Origin of the sequence: Collimonas silvisoli, from assembly GCF_018305005.1 — a bacterium.
Lineage (GTDB): Bacteria > Pseudomonadota > Gammaproteobacteria > Burkholderiales > Burkholderiaceae_D > Collimonas > Collimonas silvisoli.
Genome location: NZ_JAGQEG010000045.1, coordinates 28,713 through 44,984, shown reverse-complemented (window position 1 = coordinate 44,984; position 16,272 = coordinate 28,713). Strand labels below are relative to the sequence as shown.

15 protein-coding genes and 1 riboswitch are annotated in these 16,272 nt (G+C 59.7%); of the genes, 6 read left to right on the top strand and 9 right to left on the bottom strand.

What is annotated here, in order from left to right:
- The 3 genes from KHU33_RS13885 to KHU33_RS13875 form a co-directional block, all read left to right on the top strand.
- The coding region (locus KHU33_RS13885; RefSeq protein ID WP_211463848.1) for a murein hydrolase activator EnvC family protein at positions 1 to 1,314 on the top strand (1,314 nt) is incomplete at its 5' end.
- Positions 1,315 to 1,317: 3 nt separating this feature from the next.
- Positions 1,318 to 2,829 (top strand): S41 family peptidase, encoded by a 1,512-nt coding sequence (locus KHU33_RS13880; protein ID WP_211463846.1) that lies wholly within the window; start codon positions 1,318 to 1,320, stop codon positions 2,827 to 2,829.
- Positions 2,830 to 3,012: 183 nt separating this feature from the next.
- Complete coding sequence (locus tag KHU33_RS13875; RefSeq protein ID WP_211463845.1) at positions 3,013 to 3,771, top strand: HesA/MoeB/ThiF family protein; 759 nt, start codon at positions 3,013 to 3,015, stop codon at positions 3,769 to 3,771.
- Between the two features lie 52 nt (positions 3,772 to 3,823).
- Here KHU33_RS13875 and KHU33_RS13870 read toward each other — a convergent pair whose 3' ends face one another.
- The 7 genes from KHU33_RS13870 to KHU33_RS13840 form a co-directional block, all read right to left on the bottom strand.
- The gene (locus KHU33_RS13870) at positions 3,824 to 4,366 is read right to left on the bottom strand and encodes a 6,7-dimethyl-8-ribityllumazine synthase (protein WP_211463844.1); all 543 of its coding nucleotides are present in this window, start codon (positions 4,364 to 4,366) and stop codon (positions 3,824 to 3,826) included.
- 160 nt (positions 4,367 to 4,526) lie between these two features.
- A riboswitch (FMN riboswitch) is annotated at positions 4,527 to 4,695 on the bottom strand.
- An 81-nt stretch (positions 4,696 to 4,776) separates the two neighbouring features.
- A complete protein-coding gene (locus tag KHU33_RS13865) occupies positions 4,777 to 5,535 on the bottom strand; it encodes an ABC transporter ATP-binding protein (RefSeq protein ID WP_211463839.1) in 759 nt (252 codons plus the stop codon).
- Positions 5,528 to 7,345: a branched-chain amino acid ABC transporter ATP-binding protein/permease gene (locus tag KHU33_RS13860; protein WP_230414261.1), complete on the bottom strand. Its 1,818-nt coding sequence runs from the start codon at positions 7,343 to 7,345 to the stop codon at positions 5,528 to 5,530. Before KHU33_RS13860 ends, KHU33_RS13865 begins: the two co-directional genes overlap by 8 nt.
- Positions 7,342 to 8,403 carry a branched-chain amino acid ABC transporter permease gene (locus tag KHU33_RS13855; protein ID WP_211463837.1) on the bottom strand — a complete coding sequence of 354 codons (1,062 nt, stop codon included), beginning with the start codon at positions 8,401 to 8,403 and terminating at the stop codon, positions 7,342 to 7,344. Before KHU33_RS13855 ends, KHU33_RS13860 begins: the two co-directional genes overlap by 4 nt.
- A 3-nt stretch (positions 8,404 to 8,406) precedes the next feature.
- A complete protein-coding gene (locus KHU33_RS13850; protein ID WP_211463835.1) occupies positions 8,407 to 9,579 on the bottom strand; it encodes an ABC transporter substrate-binding protein in 1,173 nt (390 codons plus the stop codon).
- Positions 9,580 to 9,615: 36 nt separating this feature from the next.
- The gene (gene slmA / locus KHU33_RS13845; RefSeq protein ID WP_211463832.1) at positions 9,616 to 10,191 is read right to left on the bottom strand and encodes a nucleoid occlusion factor SlmA; all 576 of its coding nucleotides are present in this window, start codon (positions 10,189 to 10,191) and stop codon (positions 9,616 to 9,618) included.
- A gap of 92 nt (positions 10,192 to 10,283) precedes the next feature.
- Positions 10,284 to 10,982 carry a pyrimidine 5'-nucleotidase gene (locus KHU33_RS13840; protein ID WP_211463831.1) on the bottom strand — a complete coding sequence of 233 codons (699 nt, stop codon included), beginning with the start codon at positions 10,980 to 10,982 and terminating at the stop codon, positions 10,284 to 10,286.
- A 45-nt stretch (positions 10,983 to 11,027) separates the two neighbouring features.
- On the opposite strand from KHU33_RS13840, the gene KHU33_RS13835 reads away from it, so the two are divergent.
- The 3 genes from KHU33_RS13835 to KHU33_RS13825 all read left to right on the top strand — a co-directional run bounded on the left by KHU33_RS13835 (position 11,028) and on the right by KHU33_RS13825 (position 15,643).
- Complete coding sequence (locus KHU33_RS13835; RefSeq protein WP_211463829.1) at positions 11,028 to 11,972, top strand: TraB/GumN family protein; 945 nt, start codon at positions 11,028 to 11,030, stop codon at positions 11,970 to 11,972.
- Positions 11,973 to 11,992: 20 nt separating this feature from the next.
- On the top strand, positions 11,993 to 13,816 hold the full coding sequence (gene mnmC / locus KHU33_RS13830; RefSeq protein ID WP_211463827.1) for an FAD-dependent 5-carboxymethylaminomethyl-2-thiouridine(34) oxidoreductase MnmC: 1,824 nt from the start codon (positions 11,993 to 11,995) through the stop codon (positions 13,814 to 13,816).
- A gap of 195 nt (positions 13,817 to 14,011) precedes the next feature.
- Positions 14,012 to 15,643, top strand: a complete 1,632-nt coding sequence (locus KHU33_RS13825) for an NAD(P)/FAD-dependent oxidoreductase (RefSeq protein ID WP_211463825.1) — start codon at positions 14,012 to 14,014, stop codon at positions 15,641 to 15,643.
- Positions 15,644 to 15,689: 46 nt separating this feature from the next.
- Here KHU33_RS13825 and KHU33_RS13820 read toward each other — a convergent pair whose 3' ends face one another.
- Together KHU33_RS13820 and KHU33_RS13815 are read right to left on the bottom strand one after the other, a co-directional pair.
- Complete coding sequence (locus KHU33_RS13820; RefSeq protein WP_211463823.1) at positions 15,690 to 15,971, bottom strand: type II toxin-antitoxin system RelE family toxin; 282 nt, start codon at positions 15,969 to 15,971, stop codon at positions 15,690 to 15,692.
- The gene (locus KHU33_RS13815) at positions 15,961 to 16,209 is read right to left on the bottom strand and encodes a type II toxin-antitoxin system Phd/YefM family antitoxin (RefSeq protein WP_211463857.1); all 249 of its coding nucleotides are present in this window, start codon (positions 16,207 to 16,209) and stop codon (positions 15,961 to 15,963) included. The genes KHU33_RS13820 and KHU33_RS13815 overlap by 11 nt, the downstream gene beginning before the upstream one ends.
- Positions 16,210 to 16,272 lie beyond the last annotated feature (63 nt).

The window sequence follows — 16,272 nt, the reverse complement described above, 5'->3', positions numbered from 1 at the left end:
CAAAAACTGGATAATCTCAAGCGCGACATCGGCCAGACCGAAACCGAGAAAGACAGCGCCAGCGACGCCCTGGCCGACTCCGAAGCCGCGGTTTCCAAGGCCACCCGCTCCTTGCGCGATCTCGGCGCGGAACAACAACAGACCGAAGCCAAACTGGCCAAGCTGGCGAAACAGCACGACGAGTTGAGCAAGACGGTAGCTTTGCAGCAGACCCAGCTAGCCAACCTGCTACGCCAGCAATACGTAGCCGGCAATGAAGACCGCATTAAATTGCTGTTATCGGGCGACAACCCGAATCGCATCAATCGCGATCTGCAATACATGGGTTATGTTTCGCAGGCGCAAGCCAGACTGCTGGAATCGCTGCGCGCCAATCTGGCCGCGGTGGAAGCCAACCAGACTGAAGCCCAGAACGCCAAGGATGACCTGGATGAAATCGCCCAGGAACAGCGCGATCAAAAGAATCTGCTGGAAAAGGAAAAGGCCAAGCGCGCTGCCCTGCTGACCCAGCTGTCCAGCAAACTGGCCAGCCAGCGCAAGGAAGCCGGCAATATCCAGCGCGACGATCAGCGGCTGTCAGGCTTGGTCGACAAGCTGGCGCAATTGATCGAAGCGCAAAAGAAAGCCGATGCCGCGGCGCGCGAGAAGTTGCGCCAGCAGCAACTGGCACAGGCGCAAGCCAAGGCCCAAGCCCAGGCAGCGCGTGAACGTGAGCGCCAGCGTTTGCTTGAGCAACAGCGCGCCGCGCAAGCCAATAAGCCGCCGGCCACCGATAATCAGGTCAAGCCGAAGGTCCCGAATCCGGATGCGATCGACGACGATCAGCCGCCGGCGGTGGCGGCAACGCCAGCCCCGCCGTCGACAGCACGCAACGATCTGACCCCGGAAGCCGACGCCAAGGATAACGCCTACGGCAGGCCGTTCGAATCCCTGCGCGGCCAGCTCAGGCTGCCGGTGCGCGGCGACGTCATGGCCCGCTTTGGCAGCAAGCGCGGCGACGGCCCAAGCTGGAAAGGTTTGTTTATCCGCACCGCCGAAGGCAGCGAAGTCAAGGCGGTTGCCGCCGGCCGGGTGGTGTTTGCCGACTGGCTGCGCGGTTTTGGCAATCTGATCATTGTGGATCACGGCAGCCAGTACATGACGATTTACGGTAATAATCAGGCATTATTGAAACGTCCCGGAGACGCCGTGAAAACCGGCGACGTGATTGCCAGCGCCGGCAACAGCGGCGGTAATGAACAATCAGGTTTATACTTTGAAATTCGGCATCAAGGCCGTGCGTTTGACCCACTCGGATGGGTAACTACTAGGTGAAACATGGGCAGTAAACTCAAGAATATCGGTCTGATCAGTCTGGGCGTCATTGCAGGGATAGGCGCTTCCATCCAGTTCGACGCGATTGCACAGAAAAGTGCCGCAGCACCGTTGCCGCTGGAAGAATTGCGGCAACTGGCCGATGTTTTCGGCCTGATCAAATCCGATTATGTCGAACCGGCCGACGATAAAAAACTGTTGACCGAAGCCATTTCCGGCATGGTGGCCTCGCTCGATCCGCATTCCGCCTATCTGGACAAGAAGGCCTACAAGGAACTGCGCGAGAGCACCCAAGGCAAGTTTGTCGGCCTCGGCATCGAAGTCGGCATGGAAGACGGCTATATCAAGGTGGTTTCGCCGATCGAGGATTCGCCGGCCTACCGCGCTGGCATCAAGGCCGGCGACCTGATCACCCGCCTCGACGCTACCCCGGTCAAGGGCCTGACCTTGGAGCAAGCAGTCAAGCGCATGCGCGGCGAGCCTAACACCAAGATCACCCTGACCATCTCGCGCAAGGATGAAGACAAGCCGCTGATCTTCAGCATCACGCGCCAGGAAATCCGCGTGCAAAGCGTCAAGGCGAAAGTGATCGAACCGGGTTACGCCTGGCTGCGGGTGACTCAGTTCCAGGAACCGACGGTCGACGACATGGCCAAGAAAATTGCCACCGTCTACGCGCAAGAACCGAATCTGAAGGGCCTGGTGCTGGATTTGCGGAACGATCCGGGCGGCGTATTGCCGGGCGCGATCGGTGTCTCCGCCGCCTTCCTGCCCAAGGATGCGGTGGTGGTCACCACCAACGGCCAGCTGCCAAGCTCGAAGGCATCGTTCTACGCCAAGCGCGAATACTATGCCAATCCGGGCAATGACCCGCTGGCGCGCCTGCCGGAAGCGCTGAAGAAGGTGCCGATGGTAGTCTTGGTCAATACCGGCTCCGCCTCCGCCTCGGAAATCGTGGCCGGCGCCTTGCAAGACTATAAGCGCGCCACCATCATGGGCACGCAAACCTTCGGCAAGGGTTCGGTGCAATCGGTGATCGCCCTGCCGCCGGAGCGCAACACCGCGGTCAAGCTGACCACTGCCCGTTACTACACGCCGAACGGCCGCTCGATCCAAGCCAGAGGCATCGTGCCGGATGTGATGGTGGATGAGTATGCCGACGGCGACGGCTTGAACGGCCTGCGTCTGCGCGAAGCCGACCTGACCAAGCATCTGAGCAATGATACCGATAAGGGTCCCGAAGTTGCCGCTGCCAAGGTCGACGAACTGGAAGAAGCACAGCGCATTGCCGCGATTGAAAAGAAACGCAAGCCATTGGAATTCGGCAGCAAGGAAGATTTCCAGCTGGTGCAGGCGCTGAACCAGTTGAAGGGTCTGCCGGTACAAGTATCCAAGGTAAAACCGGAAATCCGCTCGGAAACCGACAAGGACGGCAAGACCTCCAAAGATGACAAGCCGGCTCCGGAAGACGGCGCCATCATCAAGAAAGATGAATCGAAGAACGAGAAAAAATAATCGTTTTTCACGCTAAACCAGGGCCTGTTAACATTTGATTGGAACGCATCTCCCAAATCAAATGTTAACAGGCCCTAGGGCCGCAGCGATGCGGCCTTTTTTACGTTCGCCCTACCCGCGGTGCCATTGCCCGGCACTGCGGTGAAATTTCCGCAGTATTGTTTATCTATTTGGCGGCTCACCATGAACGACCAGCAACTACTCCGCTATTCACGGCACATCCTGTTGGATGACATCGACATCGCCGGCCAGGAAAAATTTCTGGCGGCGCATGCGTTGATCGTCGGCGCCGGCGGCCTCGGCTCGCCGGTTGCCATGTATCTGGCGTCGGCCGGAGTTGGCCACATCACGCTGGTGGATAACGACAATGTCGACCTGACCAATCTGCAACGGCAAATCCTGCACACCAGCGAACGCGTCGGCCTGGCCAAGGTCAGCTCTGGCAAAACCGCCATGACGCAAATCAATCCGGATATCCAGGTGGAAGCATTGGCGGAGCGCGCCGACCAGGCGCGTCTCGATCAACTGATCAGCGCCGCCGACGTGGTGATCGATTGCAGCGACAACTTCGCCACGCGGCAAGCCATCAATGCCGCCTGCGTCGCCCATCAAGTGCCTTTGGTCTCCGGCGCGGCGATCCGGTTCGACGGCCAGATCAGCGTATTCGATGCGCGCGACGCCAGCTCGCCTTGTTATGCCTGCCTGTTCCCGCCGGATCGGGAATTTGAAGAAGTCGCCTGTGCCACCATGGGCGTATTCGCACCGCTGGTCGGCATCATCGGCAGCATGCAAGCGGCCGAAGCGCTCAAGCTGATCGCCGGCATCGGTACTTCCTTGTCGGGTTTCTTGCTGATGCTGGATGCGCGCAGCATGGAATGGACCCGCATCGGCGTTGCCCGCGATGCCGGCTGCCCGGTATGCGGCAAACACGATCACCCCTGAATATGGAAAACCGCTATCGCCCGCCAGTAGCGGGCGATAGCAAACTCCTCAATCAAGCGCTATGCAAAGCGCGGGCAGCGTTTGCCGGCTGCGCTGCTTTCAGAACCCGCAGTTTCTGGATGGTGTCAGCACAAGCACGTGCAGCTTCCGCGCCCTTCACCAGAAAATGTTCGAAGAAATATTTCTGATGTTCTGCGCCGCCGTGGAAATGATGCGGCGTCAATACCGCCGACAGCACCGGCACGGCGGTTTCCAGCTGCACCTGCATCAAGCCGCTGATCACCGCCTGCGCCACGAATTCATGGCGATAGATGCCGCCGTCCACCACCAGCCCGGTAGCCACCACAGCAGCGTATCTGCCACTGTTGGCCAGCAATTTCGCATGCAAGGGAATTTCGAAAGCGCCGGCGACTTCGAAGAAATCGATGTCTTGTTCGGTGTAGCCGGCTTTGGCGATTTCGGCGATAAAGGCGATCCGGCATTGATCGACGATCTCGCGGTGCCAGCCGGCCTGGACGAAAGCGATGCGCTCATTGGCCGCGGCGCCAGGAGTTTTTGATTTGATATCGACTGCTTGATTGTGCTGCTGTTGCATTTGAAGACTCCTGTTTAGAAAATAAAACAGGGCGTGTTGGATCGAAAGGAAGCGCGAATTTATACGGAATCCACAAGCGTCGGCCAGCAATAACAATAGCAACGGCACTGCTGCCGCCGCGTCAGCCAGACACTTATCAATTCCTCAAAACCAGCACGCAACCTGTTCTCTCTTTATCCGGACTATACCGTCGGCCCCGGGATCGCACCGGGTCTGCTGACCTTGCCGCGGCTCATCTTGCCACCGACACTGCAACAAGCGCTCGCGGGCTATGCGCATTGCGCGCAATTACCGCCGGTGGGGAATCGCACCCCGCCCTGAGAACGTTTCGCTCACAACTTGAGCGAGCAGAGAATTTATCACAGAAGTTGGGCCGCTGCAGAGGCCGGTCCAAATCCGAGAACATGGTATCAGCCGGTTTTCTTGGCCAGCCCGAGATAGGTGGCGATCACTTTCGGATCATGCGCCAGTTGCTCAGCCGGCCCCTGCAGCACCATGTCGCCGGTTTCCAGCACATAGGCATGATCGGCAGCCTGCAAGGCGGCGCGGGCGTTTTGCTCGACCAGCAAGATCGCCACGCCGGTCTGTTTCAGGCGCACGATGATGTGGAAGATCTCTTTCACGATCAGCGGCGCCAGGCCCAGGCTAGGCTCGTCCAGCATCAGCAACTGCGGCTTCGCCATCAAGGCGCGTCCAAGCGCCAGCATCTGCCGTTCGCCGCCGGACAGGCTGCCGGCCTGCTGTTTGCGGCGCTCCTGCAAGCGCGGGAACAAGTCGTAGACCACCGCCATCTGGTCGGCGTAAGCGTGGTCGCCGGCTTTATAGCGGCGGTAACTGCCTAGCAGCAGATTGTCTTGCACCGTCATGCTGGCAAACAGCTCACGCGTTTCCGGCACCAGGCACATGCCGCGCGCAACCCGTGTTTCGATCGCCACGCCGTCGAGATCCTGGCCCAGCAGATTTATCTTGCCGCGCATGCTGCCGTTGTTCGGCATGGCGCCTGCGATCGCGTTCAGCATGGTCGATTTGCCGGCGCCGTTGGGACCGATCACGGTAACAATCTGGCCGGCGCCGACTTGCAGACTGGCGCCGTGCAAGGCTTCGACCTTGCCGTAAGCAACGTGCAGATCGTCGACTGCAAGCACTGGGGTGGTCACGGAGTTACTCATCGATGCCTCCCAGATAGGCTTCCAGCACTGCCGGATCCTGTTGTATCTCGGCCGGCAAGCCTTGCGCGATCTTGCTGCCGAACTCCATCACCACCAAATGATCCGTCAGGTTCATGACAAAATCCATATCGTGCTCCACCAGCAAAATACTCATCCCTTCCGCCTTCAGCTTGCGCAATAAATCTGCCAGCGCCAGTTTTTCCTGATAACGCAAACCCGCTGCCGGCTCGTCCAGCAACAGCAAGGTCGGATCGCAGCACAGCGCGCGGGCGATTTCCAGAATCCGCTGCTGGCCCAGCGCCAGGCTGCCAGCTTCTTCATACAGCAGATGCCCGAGGCCGACCCGCTCCAATTGTTTTTTCGCTTCAAACAACAGGGTCTGTTCTTCGGAGCGATTCAGTCGCAGCAAACTGCGCGCGATATCGCTCACATCGTCGCGGTGAGCGCGCAAGTGCGCGCCGATGGCGACGTTTTCAAGCACCGTCATGCTGCTCATCAGCCGCACATGCTGGAAGGTGCGGGCAATACCGCGGGCGACGATCTGGCGCGACGGCAAGCCGGATATCTGCTGCAACTCGCTCTGCGCACGGAACTTGATCGATCCGCTGGTCAACGGCAAGACCCCGGTAACCAGATTGAACATGGTCGATTTACCGGCGCCGTTAGGACCGATCAAACCAACGATCTGGCCGGCCCTGACGCTGAAGCTCATGTCGTTGACCGCCACCAGGCCGCCGAATTCCTTGCGGGCACGCTCTATCTCCAGCACCACATCGGCATCCGCATGCCTGGCCCGGATAGCCAGCGGCGTGGCAGACTGCGGCGCCAGCGCCGTTGGCTTGCTTGGCATCCAGCGCCGCAAGAAAAGAGATAAATACGGCCACAAACCGTCGCGTGCGCGCTGCAACAGCAGCAGCATCAGGATGCCGAAAACGATGGTTTCGAAATTGCCATTGGCGCCCAGCAATTTCGGCAGCAACGATTGCAACTGATCCTTCAGCAAGGTCAGCAACGCCGATCCGAGAATCGCGCCCCACACATAACCGGCGCCACCGACCACCGCCATGAACAGGTACTCGATACCGGCGTTCAGGCCGAACGGCGTCGGGCTTACCGAACGTTGCAGATGCGCATACAACCAGCCGGATACACTGGCCAGCAATGCCGCCAGCACGAAGATCAGCACTTTGATCCAGGTAGTGTTGACGCCCATTGCCTCGGCCATCACTGCGCCGCCGTTGAGCGCGCGGATGGCGCGGCCGGAGCGCGAATTCAACAAGTTCTGCAAACCGATCAGCGCCACCAGCAGGATCGCCCAGATCAGGTAAAACATCTTGCGGCCGCTGTCGAGTTCGACCCCAACCAAGTTGAGCGCGGGGATGCCGTTCAAGCCATCGTATTTACCGAGGAATTCCAGATTGCCGAACAAGAAATACAGCGACAGCGCCCAGGCGATGGTGCCGAGCGGCAGATAATGGCCGGACAAACGCATCGTAATCGCGCCGATCGCCAGCGCCGCCAACGTCGTCACGCACAAACCGGCCAGCAAGCCCAGCCACGGCAACAGGCCGAACTGGGTGCTCAGATAAGCGGTGGCGTAAGCGCCGAGGCCGACAAAAGCCGCCTGGCCGAACGAAGTCAGGCCGCCCACCCCGGTCAACAGCACCAGACCCAGGGCGACGATGGCATACAGGCCGATGTAGTTGGCCAGGGTGATCCAGAATTCCGGTGTCGGCAAGATCGGCAGCACGACCATCACTACGACGAAACCGAGCAATGGCAACTTGTTAAGGGAAAATGGTGACATCATTGATCACCCTCATCGATCTGCTTGCTGCTCAGCGAACGCCATAACAGCACCGGGATGATCAGGGTAAATACGATCACTTCCTTGAATGCGCTGGCCCAGAAAGAGGAATACGATTCCAGCAAACCCACCAGCAAAGCGCCGGCAGCGGCAATCGGATAACTGCCAAGGCCGCCGATGATGGCGCCGACAAAACCCTTCAAGCCGATCAGGAAGCCGCTGTCGTAGTACACGGTGGTCAACGGCGCGATCAGGATGCCGCACAAGGCGCCCAATGCAGCGGCCAGCGTGAATGCCGAACGCCCCGCTTGCGCGGTGCCGATACCGACCAGGCGCGCCCCGAGCCGGTTGACGGCGGTGGCGCGCAAAGCCTTGCCGGACAAGGTGCGTTCGAAATAAACGTAGAGCGCGACAATCAGCAGCAGCGAAACCACGATGATCACGCAACTCTGGCCGGAAACAGTCAGGCCGCCGATCTCGAAACGGGCGTCGGAAAATGGCGCGGTGCGCGAACCTTCGGCGCCGAACATCAGCAGGCCGATGCCGATCAAGGCGTAATGCACCGCCACCGATACGATCAGCAGCACCAGCGTGCTGGCTTCCGCCAGCGGCTGGAACGCCAGCCGGTAAATCATCGGCCCCATCGGCACCACAATCAGCAAGGTCAGCAAAACCTGCAATGGCATCGCCAACGCGGCATGGCCATACCAACGGGTGACCCCATAGATAGCCAGTGGCAGCAGCACGAACTTCAGCAGCGCCAGACCGAGTCGCCGGGCGCGCAGGCTGTCGCCGCTGGCGTTATGGCCGAAAACCACGGTCGCCGCTTCCTGGATAAAACTCAGAATGCCGAGCACTACCAGCAATGTCGCCGACAGGGGGAATTTATCGGCCTGGATCGCCGCCAGCGTCAGAGCGCCGAAGGCAACGAATTCACCCTGCGGGATAAAGATGACGCGGGTGACCGAAAATACCAGCACCAGCGCCAGCGCCAGCAGTGCATATACCGCACCGCTGGTGATGCCATCCTGAGCCAGGATGGCGGCAATTGAAAGATCCATAGTTTACTGCGCAGCGCCTATCAGTTTCCACTTGCCGTTAACGATCTCCACCATCACACGCGAACGCTGATCGAAACCGACGTGATCGGTCGGGCTCATATTGACGATGCCTTGCGATACCGGCAGATTCTTGATGGCTTCGATAGCGTCACGCAGCGCAGCGCGGAATTCCTTGCTTCCCGGCTGGCCCTTTTTCAGCGCTTGCGGTGCGGCCGCGCCCAGCAGCATGCCGGCATCCCAGGCGTGGCCGCCGAAGGTAGAAATGCTGCCGGCGCCATAGGCTTTCTCATAAGCGGTGCGATAGGCCATGGCCGATTTCTTGACCGGATTGCCGTCTGGCAGCTGCTCGGCCACCAGCAACGGCCCGGCCGGCAGGAAGGTGCCTTCGCAATCCTTGCCGCAGACGCGCAGGAAGTCGTTGTTGGCAACGCCATGGGTCTGATAAATCTTGCCTTTGTAACCGCGCTCTTTCAGCGTTTTCTGCGGCAAGGCAGCGGGCGTGCCGGCGCCGGCAATCAGTACCGCATCGGGATTGGCGCTGGCCATCTTCAGCACCTGCCCGGTGACTGAAGTATCGTTGCGGGCGAAGCGTTCATTGGCGACAATCTTGATCTTGCGCAGCTCGGCCAGCTTGGAAAATTCGCGGTACCAGCCTTCGCCATAAGCGTCCGAGAAACCGATAAAGGCAACGCTCTTGACACCGGCGTCAGCCATGTGGGCGATGATCGCAGTCGCCATGTGCGAATCGTTTTGCGGGGTCTTGAAAACCCAGCGGCGCTTGGCATCGACCGGCTCGATCAGGGAAGCCGAAGCCGCCATCGAAATCATCGGCGTGCCCGACTCTGCGGCGACATCGCTCATCGCCAGCGAACCGGGAACCGCGGTCGAACCGATCAGCAAGTCGACCTTTTCTTCGCTGATCAGCTTGCGTGCATTCTTGACTGCGGTGGTGCTGTCGGTGGCGTCATCGAGCACGATGTATTGCACCTTCTGGCCGGCGATTTCCTTCGGCAGCAGCGCGAAAGTGTTTTTTTCCGGGATGCCAAGCGAGGCTGCAGGCCCGGTGGCGGAGACGCTCACGCCAACCTTGATCTGGGCGATGGCGCTGCTGTAGGCGGTCGCCAGCGCAAGAGTCAATACTGCGGAAAGGGTCGTCCCCAACAAAGTTTTTTTCATTGAATCTGCTCCGTTATGATGAAAATATCGCTAGCGTTAAACCAGCATCAATGCGATTTGCTGCGCGGCGTCGTCACCCGGCTTGTGCTGGAAACGGCTTTGGGCAAAACGCTGCCAGCGGCCCAGCACGAAGCTGGTCAGGATATTGGCGCGCAGCGCCACTTCCGCTTCATTCGACTCCCCTTGCGAGGCGGCGATCCGCAGCGCCTGCTTCAGCGCCAGCTCGATGCGGTCGACAAACTGATTCATGCGCAATTGCAGGCGTTCGTCCTCATTCACCAGCGCATCGCCGATCATGACCCGGGTCATGCCCGGATTGCGTTCGGCAAAATTGAGCAGCATCAGCGCAATCGCCTGCGCCTGATGCAAGCCTTTTTCCTGCTGTTCGGTAATCTGGTTGACCAGGCCGAAGACGCTGCTCTCGATGAAATCGATCAGGCCTTCGAACATCTGCGCCTTGCTGGCGAAGTGCCGGTACAGCGCCGCTTCCGACACCTCGATCCTGGCCGCCAGCGCGGCGGTGGTGATTTTTTCGCCCTTGGGCTGTTCCAGCATGCTGGCCAGGGTCTGAAGAATCTGGAGTTTGCGCTCGCCGGGTTTAGTAGTTGCCATGATTTTTATTTTAGTAATGATGGGATAAAGAAAAACTGCGCTTGCTCCCTGTCCAAGCCGCTGCAACAGCTATCGGTTGCAACAGCCCGGCCTCAACGCAAGCGGTGCAGATTCTTGCTCAGCAGCCGCACCGATTTTACTTTGACATCGACGTATTTGGGGCGCTTTATCAGATTTGACCGGTCGGCCAGGTATTGCGTGACCCAGACGGTACGCATGCCGACCCATTTGGCCGCCTTCAGCGTAGCTATCGTGTCTTCCACCAGAATGCAGCGGCGCGCCGCCATCCGCTCCCGCGCCAGCAGCTGGCGCAACAGGTGGCGCGACGGTTTCGGCCGCAATTGCCGATGAACGTGCATGGACTCGATCGAAATATGCTTGTCGAAGTGACGCTGCAAGCGCAAGTGGCGCAAGACGTCGCCTGAGTAGCGCAGCGGTGCGTTGGTCAGCAGTATCTTGCGCCCCGGCAGGCGCTTGAGCAAATTGATCAGGCCGCGTTCGGCCCGGATCATGCTCAGCAGATCGTCAAACCGATGCGCTTCGCGCAAAAAATCCTCGGGCCGCACCTGATGATGTTTGACCAGACCCAGCAAGGTTGCGCCATAACGCCGCCAGTAAGCCTCCCTGGCGGCAACGACCGTGGCGGCGTCGGCATCTACGCCGCCACTGCCCAGGGTGCGCGCCATGAAGGCGTTCATGTTGTCATGAATCGCCGGGAAAATTGCGTGCGAGGCGTTGTGCAGGGTATTGTCCAGATCGAACAGCCAGAGCGCTGTAGTATTCTTTGCCATTGTGCCGGGGGGTGCCTTCGGTGCATTCGTTATCAAGGAGAAAGTGTGCTTCGTCAGATTATAGTGACATTGTGCTGGTTGCCGCTAAGCCTGCTGGCTCAGACCGGCCCGGCTGCCCCGGCCAGCGCGGCAGACGCTGCGGCGGCCCCAGCCTTGGCCGACCACGGCCGCCAGGGCGGCGCGCTGTTCAAGATACAGCGTTCCAGCCATAGCGCTTATGTCTTCGGCACCATCCACGTCGGCCGTGCCGATTTTTATCCTTTCGACGACAAAGTCTTGCAAGCGCTGCAACAATCGTCATCGATAGCGCTGGAAATCGATCCCGGCAACACGCAGGGATTGGCCGCCCTGATGACCAAATACGGCGTCTATGCCGATGGCAAGTCGCTGGCGCAGGAACTGCCGTCGCCGCTGCAACAGCAGCTCAACCCGTTGCTGGAAAAATACGGCCTGACGCCGGCCGCCGTGACCAACATGAAACCGTGGCTGCTGGCGACCGTGCTGGGCATTGGCGAATATACGCATCAGGGTTATCTGCCGCAGTATGGAGTCGATACCACCTTGGCCGCCTTTGCGAAAAGCCACGGCAAGCCGCTGATCGAACTGGAGACTGCCGAACAGCAGGTGTCCTTGCTGGGCAAGCTGACCTCGGCCGAGCAGATCCAGTTCCTGCAAGACAGCATCGATGAAATACAAGACCCGGCCAAGGCGCAACGTTCATTGCAAATGATCGCGCTGTGGCGCAATGGCGATGTCGACGGCATGGCCGCCATGCTGGCGGAACTGACCAGTGACGACACTTTCACCGGAAAATTCGTGCAACGCGCCTTGCTGGATCAACGCAACCCGGGCCTGGCGGATGGCATCGCCAGATTGACGCGTTCGACGCCGCATGCTTTCGTCGGCATCGGCATGCTGCATCTGGTGGGTAAAAACAGCGTGCTGGCGATACTGCGGCAACGCGGTTATACGGTCACCCGGATTTATTAGCCGCCGTTTGCCGCAGCGCCATGACGATCCCGCATCCGGTTCCCTCGCTGAGCTCTCACCCTCTCCATTGGCGCGAACGGGAAAGCTTCGTCTTGCTGGACAGCGAATTCGGCGACGGCGAACATTTTTTCGCCACCTGGCAAGCTTGGCGCGACGATCCGCAGCGTCCCCGGCAATTGCATTATCTGGCGCTGCTGCCGCAACTTGCTGCGCTCGACGAGCTGCAACAAGTCTCGGCCAAGGCGCCGGAATGGCAGAGCTTGCACGCCGAACTGCGAGCAGCATGGCCGCCGGCGGTGCCGGGGTTTCATCGGATTTTTCTACAAGATGAACAACTTATCCTGACGCTGATGATCGGCGATAGCGCCGCTTGTCTGCGTCAGATAGTGGCAAAAGTGGATGCCTTCCGGTTGCATGGGCGCAGTTGGCAAACATGGCCGGCGCCGGCGCTAAATATTCTGGGCAGATTAGCTGCAGAACATGCCAGCCTGGATATTTCAGGAACGGAAGAGACTGCCCGCAAACAGTTACAGCAAGCCGGATTTGTGTTTGAAAGCGCGGCTGACGACGCCTCCCAAACCAGCGCCTTGCGCGCCCATTTTGCGCCGCGTTTTAGCGCACGGCTCACAGCAAGTTCGACAGCGGCGACTGTCCATAGCGACCGCCGCGCGATTGTCATCGGCGCCGGCCTGGCCGGCAGCGCAGCTTGCCAGCGCCTGGTGCAGCGCGGCTGGAGCGTTGATCTGATCGAGAGCCACACAACGCCGGCGCAACAAGCCTCCGGCAATACTGCCGGCATCTTCATGCCACTGCTTTCGCGCGACGACAACCCTGGATCACGCCTCAGCCGCAGCGCCTATTTATTCGCCCTGCAGGTCTGGCGCCAGCTGGGCGGCATCGGCAATACCTTTGACGGCGCGGCCTGCGGCGTCTTGCAAATCGCCCGCGACGCCGAACATGCCGGCGGCCAGCAGCAATTGGCCGACTACTGGCGTTATCCCGCCGACTATGCGCAGTGGCTGGATCAGGCTGCCGCAAGCCGTCTCGCCGGCAGCCCGGTCAGCGGCGGCGGCTGGTATTTTCCGGCCGCCGGCTGGGTGCGGCCGGGCAGTCTTTGCCAGACTATGCTGGAGAGCTGCGGCGATCGTCTGCAAATCCATTTCGGACAGCGCGCCGCAATCCTCGAACGTGAGCAAGACAGCTGGGCCGTACACGACCAGCACGGCGCAAAGATCGCCAGTGCGCCGGTGCTGATTCTGGCAAATGCCTGCGACGCCCTGCACTTTCCCCAGGCGGCAGATTTACCCTTGAGCGCCATCCGCGGCCAGATCACGTATCTCGATGCAAAGCAGGTTCCCGCCATCACGCCGGTACTTTGCGGCGAAGCCTACCTGACTCCGGCTTATGAGGGGATCTGCAGCGTCGGTGCTTCCTACGACGAGGATGAGCAAGCGACGCTGCGCCAAGACAGCCAGGACGCCAATCTGGCGCGCCTGGCCAACATCCTGCCGGGCTGGCGGGCGGGCCAATTGCCGCTGGCCGGACGCGTCGGCTTTCGCTGCGTGGCGAGCGACCGCTTGCCGCTGATCGGCGCCTTGCCGGACAAAAACGGAACATGCGCAGTGCGCGAAGCAAAACTGAAAGACCTGCCCCGCTTTGCCGGCCTGTACAGCCTGCTCGGTTATGCTTCGCGCGGTTTGATATGGGCGCCGCTGGCGGCAGAATTGCTGGCCTCGCAACTGAATGGCGAACCGCTGCCGATTGAGGCCGATCTGGCGGCGGCACTCGATCCGGCGCGTTTTTTATTAAAACAACGGCGACGCGGCTCGACGCCGCAACGATAAGCCGGCGCTAATCAAAAGATGCAGGGTTAGCAAGCAGCTAAATGGCCTGCTGCGCTGCCGTTGCGGTCGCCCTAAGGTAAAATAACGCCCTGCCGCGCGGCATTGTCGTTTTATCAAAATAATTGCGGGACAGCGCTCAAGAGCCGCCGCAAGGCGACCGATTATCCTGTCTCCACCTGACTTCCCGGAATACCCATGTTGCGATTGAATGAAATACAACTCCCCCTCGACCATCCTGAAGACGCACTGCACGCCGCGATTCTGGGGCGGCTGGGAATCGCCGCTGAGGAAATGCTCGGTTACACAATTTTCCGCCGCAGCTACGACGCCCGCAAAAAAGCCGCAGTGATCCTGACTTACTCCGTGGATGTCGATCTCAAGGACGAGCATACGGTCCTCAAACGCATGAAGGGCAATCGCAGTGTAGCGCCGACGCCTGACACCAATTACCGTTTCGTAGCGCAAGCGCCGGCCCGACTGAAAGTGCGGCCGGTGGTGATCGGCACCGGGCCGTGCGGCCTGTTTGCCGGCCTGATCCTGGCGCAGATGGGTTTCAATCCGATCATCCTGGAGCGCGGCAAGGCGGTGCGCGAACGCACCAAGGATACCTGGGGACTGTGGCGCAAACGCGAACTGCAGCCGGAATCCAACGTCCAGTTCGGCGAAGGCGGCGCCGGCACATTTTCCGACGGCAAGCTGTGGACCCAGATCAAAGACCCCAAGCATTACGGCCGCAAGGTGCTGACCGAATTCGTCAAGGCCGATGCGCCGGACGAGATCATGTACGTCAGCAAGCCGCATATCGGCACCTTCCGGCTGGTCAAGATGGTGGAGCAGATGCGCGCCAGCATCGAGGCGCTGGGCGGTGAGTTCCGCTTCCAGCAAAAGGTCGAAGACATCGACATCAAGATGGAAAACGGCCAGGGCCAGGTGCGTGCGGTAGTGCTCGCCAGCGGCGAGACCATCGTTACCGACCATGTGGTATTGGCAATCGGCCACAGCGCCCGCGATACTTTCCAGATGCTGTACGACCGCGGCGTGTATATCGAAGCCAAACCGTTCTCCGTCGGCTTCCGCATCGAACATCCGCAATCCCTGATCGACCGCTGCCGCTTCGGTCCCAGCGCGGGTAATCCGATACTGGGCGCTGCCGATTACAAGCTGGTGCATCACTGTGAATCTGGTCAAGCTCGTGGCCGCGCGGTCTACAGTTTCTGCATGTGCCCGGGCGGCACCGTGGTGGCGGCCACTTCGGAACCGGGGCGGGTAGTGACCAACGGCATGAGCCAGTATTCGCGCAACGAACGCAACGCCAACAGCGGCATCGTGGTTGGCATCACTCCAGACGACTATCCGGGCCACCCGCTGGCTGGTATCGACTTCCAGCGCCAGTGGGAATCGCGCGCCTTCGAACTGGGCGGCGGCACCTATGATGCACCTGGCCAGCTGGTAGGCGATTTTATCGCCGGCCGGCCGTCGACTGCGCTCGGTTCCGTGATTCCATCCTACAAACCCGGCGTCCATCTGGGCGATCTCAGTACGGCATTGCCAGACTACGCAATTGCCGCCATCCGCGAAGCCTTGCCGGTATTCGACAAACAGATCCGCGGTTTCGCCATGGCCGACGCCGTGCTGACCGGGGTCGAGACCCGCACTTCATCGCCGGTACGCATCAAGCGCCACGACGACAGCCTGCAAAGTTTGAATACGAGTGGTTTGTTCCCGGCCGGAGAAGGCGCAGGTTATGCGGGCGGCATCATGTCGGCGGCGATTGACGGCATCCGGGTGGCGGAGGCGGTAGCGCTGAGCATGCTTGGCAAAAATTGAGCAGAAATCAATGAGAAATTGAGCTGATTCAGGAACGACTGCTGACTTAACGTCTTTCTGCAACCTTGTACACGGCGTTGCGCTCGCGTTTGCCGACGGCCACAACCAGCACGATCAACTGCTTGTTGCGCACTTCGTAGACTAGCCGGTAGCCGGCTTGGCGCAGTTTGATTTTATATCGACACCCGGAGCCTGACAGCTGGGCGGACGGCAGATGGGGGCTCAGCAATCGTTCCGCCAATTTCCTCTTGAACTGTTCGCGGATGCCCTGATCCAGCTTGCGCCATTCCTTCAAAGCTTCCTCAAGGAAAGCTAGTTCAAAGCTCATCCAGCTTGACCTTGACGATAGCTTGCCCTTGGCGCGCGTCAGCAATCGCGTTCAGCTCCATGTCTTCCAGCTTGTTCATCAAGGCTTCATAGGCCTTTGCTGGCACGCAATAAAAAGCCGGCTGGTTCCGGTTTAATATCGCCACAGGAAATCCTTCACCGGCAGCAACGGTTCCCATAGGGTCTTTTTTAAGCTCGGAAACGCTTGCGGTCGTTTCAGCAAGTATCAGGTGGGCCATAGAAATACTTTTTAAAGTATCGTTAATAGCACCAATAATAGCATCTTTCATAGCATTCCAATA

Coding starts and splice junctions, on each gene's coding strand:
- KHU33_RS13880 (WP_211463846.1), top strand. CDS start 1,318: ATGGGCAGTAAACTCAAGAATATCGGTCTGATCAGTCTGGGCGTCATT.
- KHU33_RS13875 (WP_211463845.1), top strand. CDS start 3,013: ATGAACGACCAGCAACTACTCCGCTATTCACGGCACATCCTGTTGGAT.
- KHU33_RS13870 (WP_211463844.1), bottom strand. CDS start 4,366: ATGCAACAGCAGCACAATCAAGCAGTCGATATCAAATCAAAAACTCCT.
- KHU33_RS13865 (WP_211463839.1), bottom strand. CDS start 5,535: ATGAGTAACTCCGTGACCACCCCAGTGCTTGCAGTCGACGATCTGCAC.
- KHU33_RS13860 (WP_230414261.1), bottom strand. CDS start 7,345: ATGATGTCACCATTTTCCCTTAACAAGTTGCCATTGCTCGGTTTCGTC.
- KHU33_RS13855 (WP_211463837.1), bottom strand. CDS start 8,403: ATGGATCTTTCAATTGCCGCCATCCTGGCTCAGGATGGCATCACCAGC.
- KHU33_RS13850 (WP_211463835.1), bottom strand. CDS start 9,579: ATGAAAAAAACTTTGTTGGGGACGACCCTTTCCGCAGTATTGACTCTT.
- slmA (WP_211463832.1), bottom strand. CDS start 10,191: ATGGCAACTACTAAACCCGGCGAGCGCAAACTCCAGATTCTTCAGACC.
- KHU33_RS13840 (WP_211463831.1), bottom strand. CDS start 10,982: ATGGCAAAGAATACTACAGCGCTCTGGCTGTTCGATCTGGACAATACC.
- mnmC (WP_211463827.1), top strand. CDS start 11,993: ATGACGATCCCGCATCCGGTTCCCTCGCTGAGCTCTCACCCTCTCCAT.
- KHU33_RS13825 (WP_211463825.1), top strand. CDS start 14,012: ATGTTGCGATTGAATGAAATACAACTCCCCCTCGACCATCCTGAAGAC.
- KHU33_RS13820 (WP_211463823.1), bottom strand. CDS start 15,971: ATGAGCTTTGAACTAGCTTTCCTTGAGGAAGCTTTGAAGGAATGGCGC.
- KHU33_RS13815 (WP_211463857.1), bottom strand. CDS start 16,209: ATGGCCCACCTGATACTTGCTGAAACGACCGCAAGCGTTTCCGAGCTT.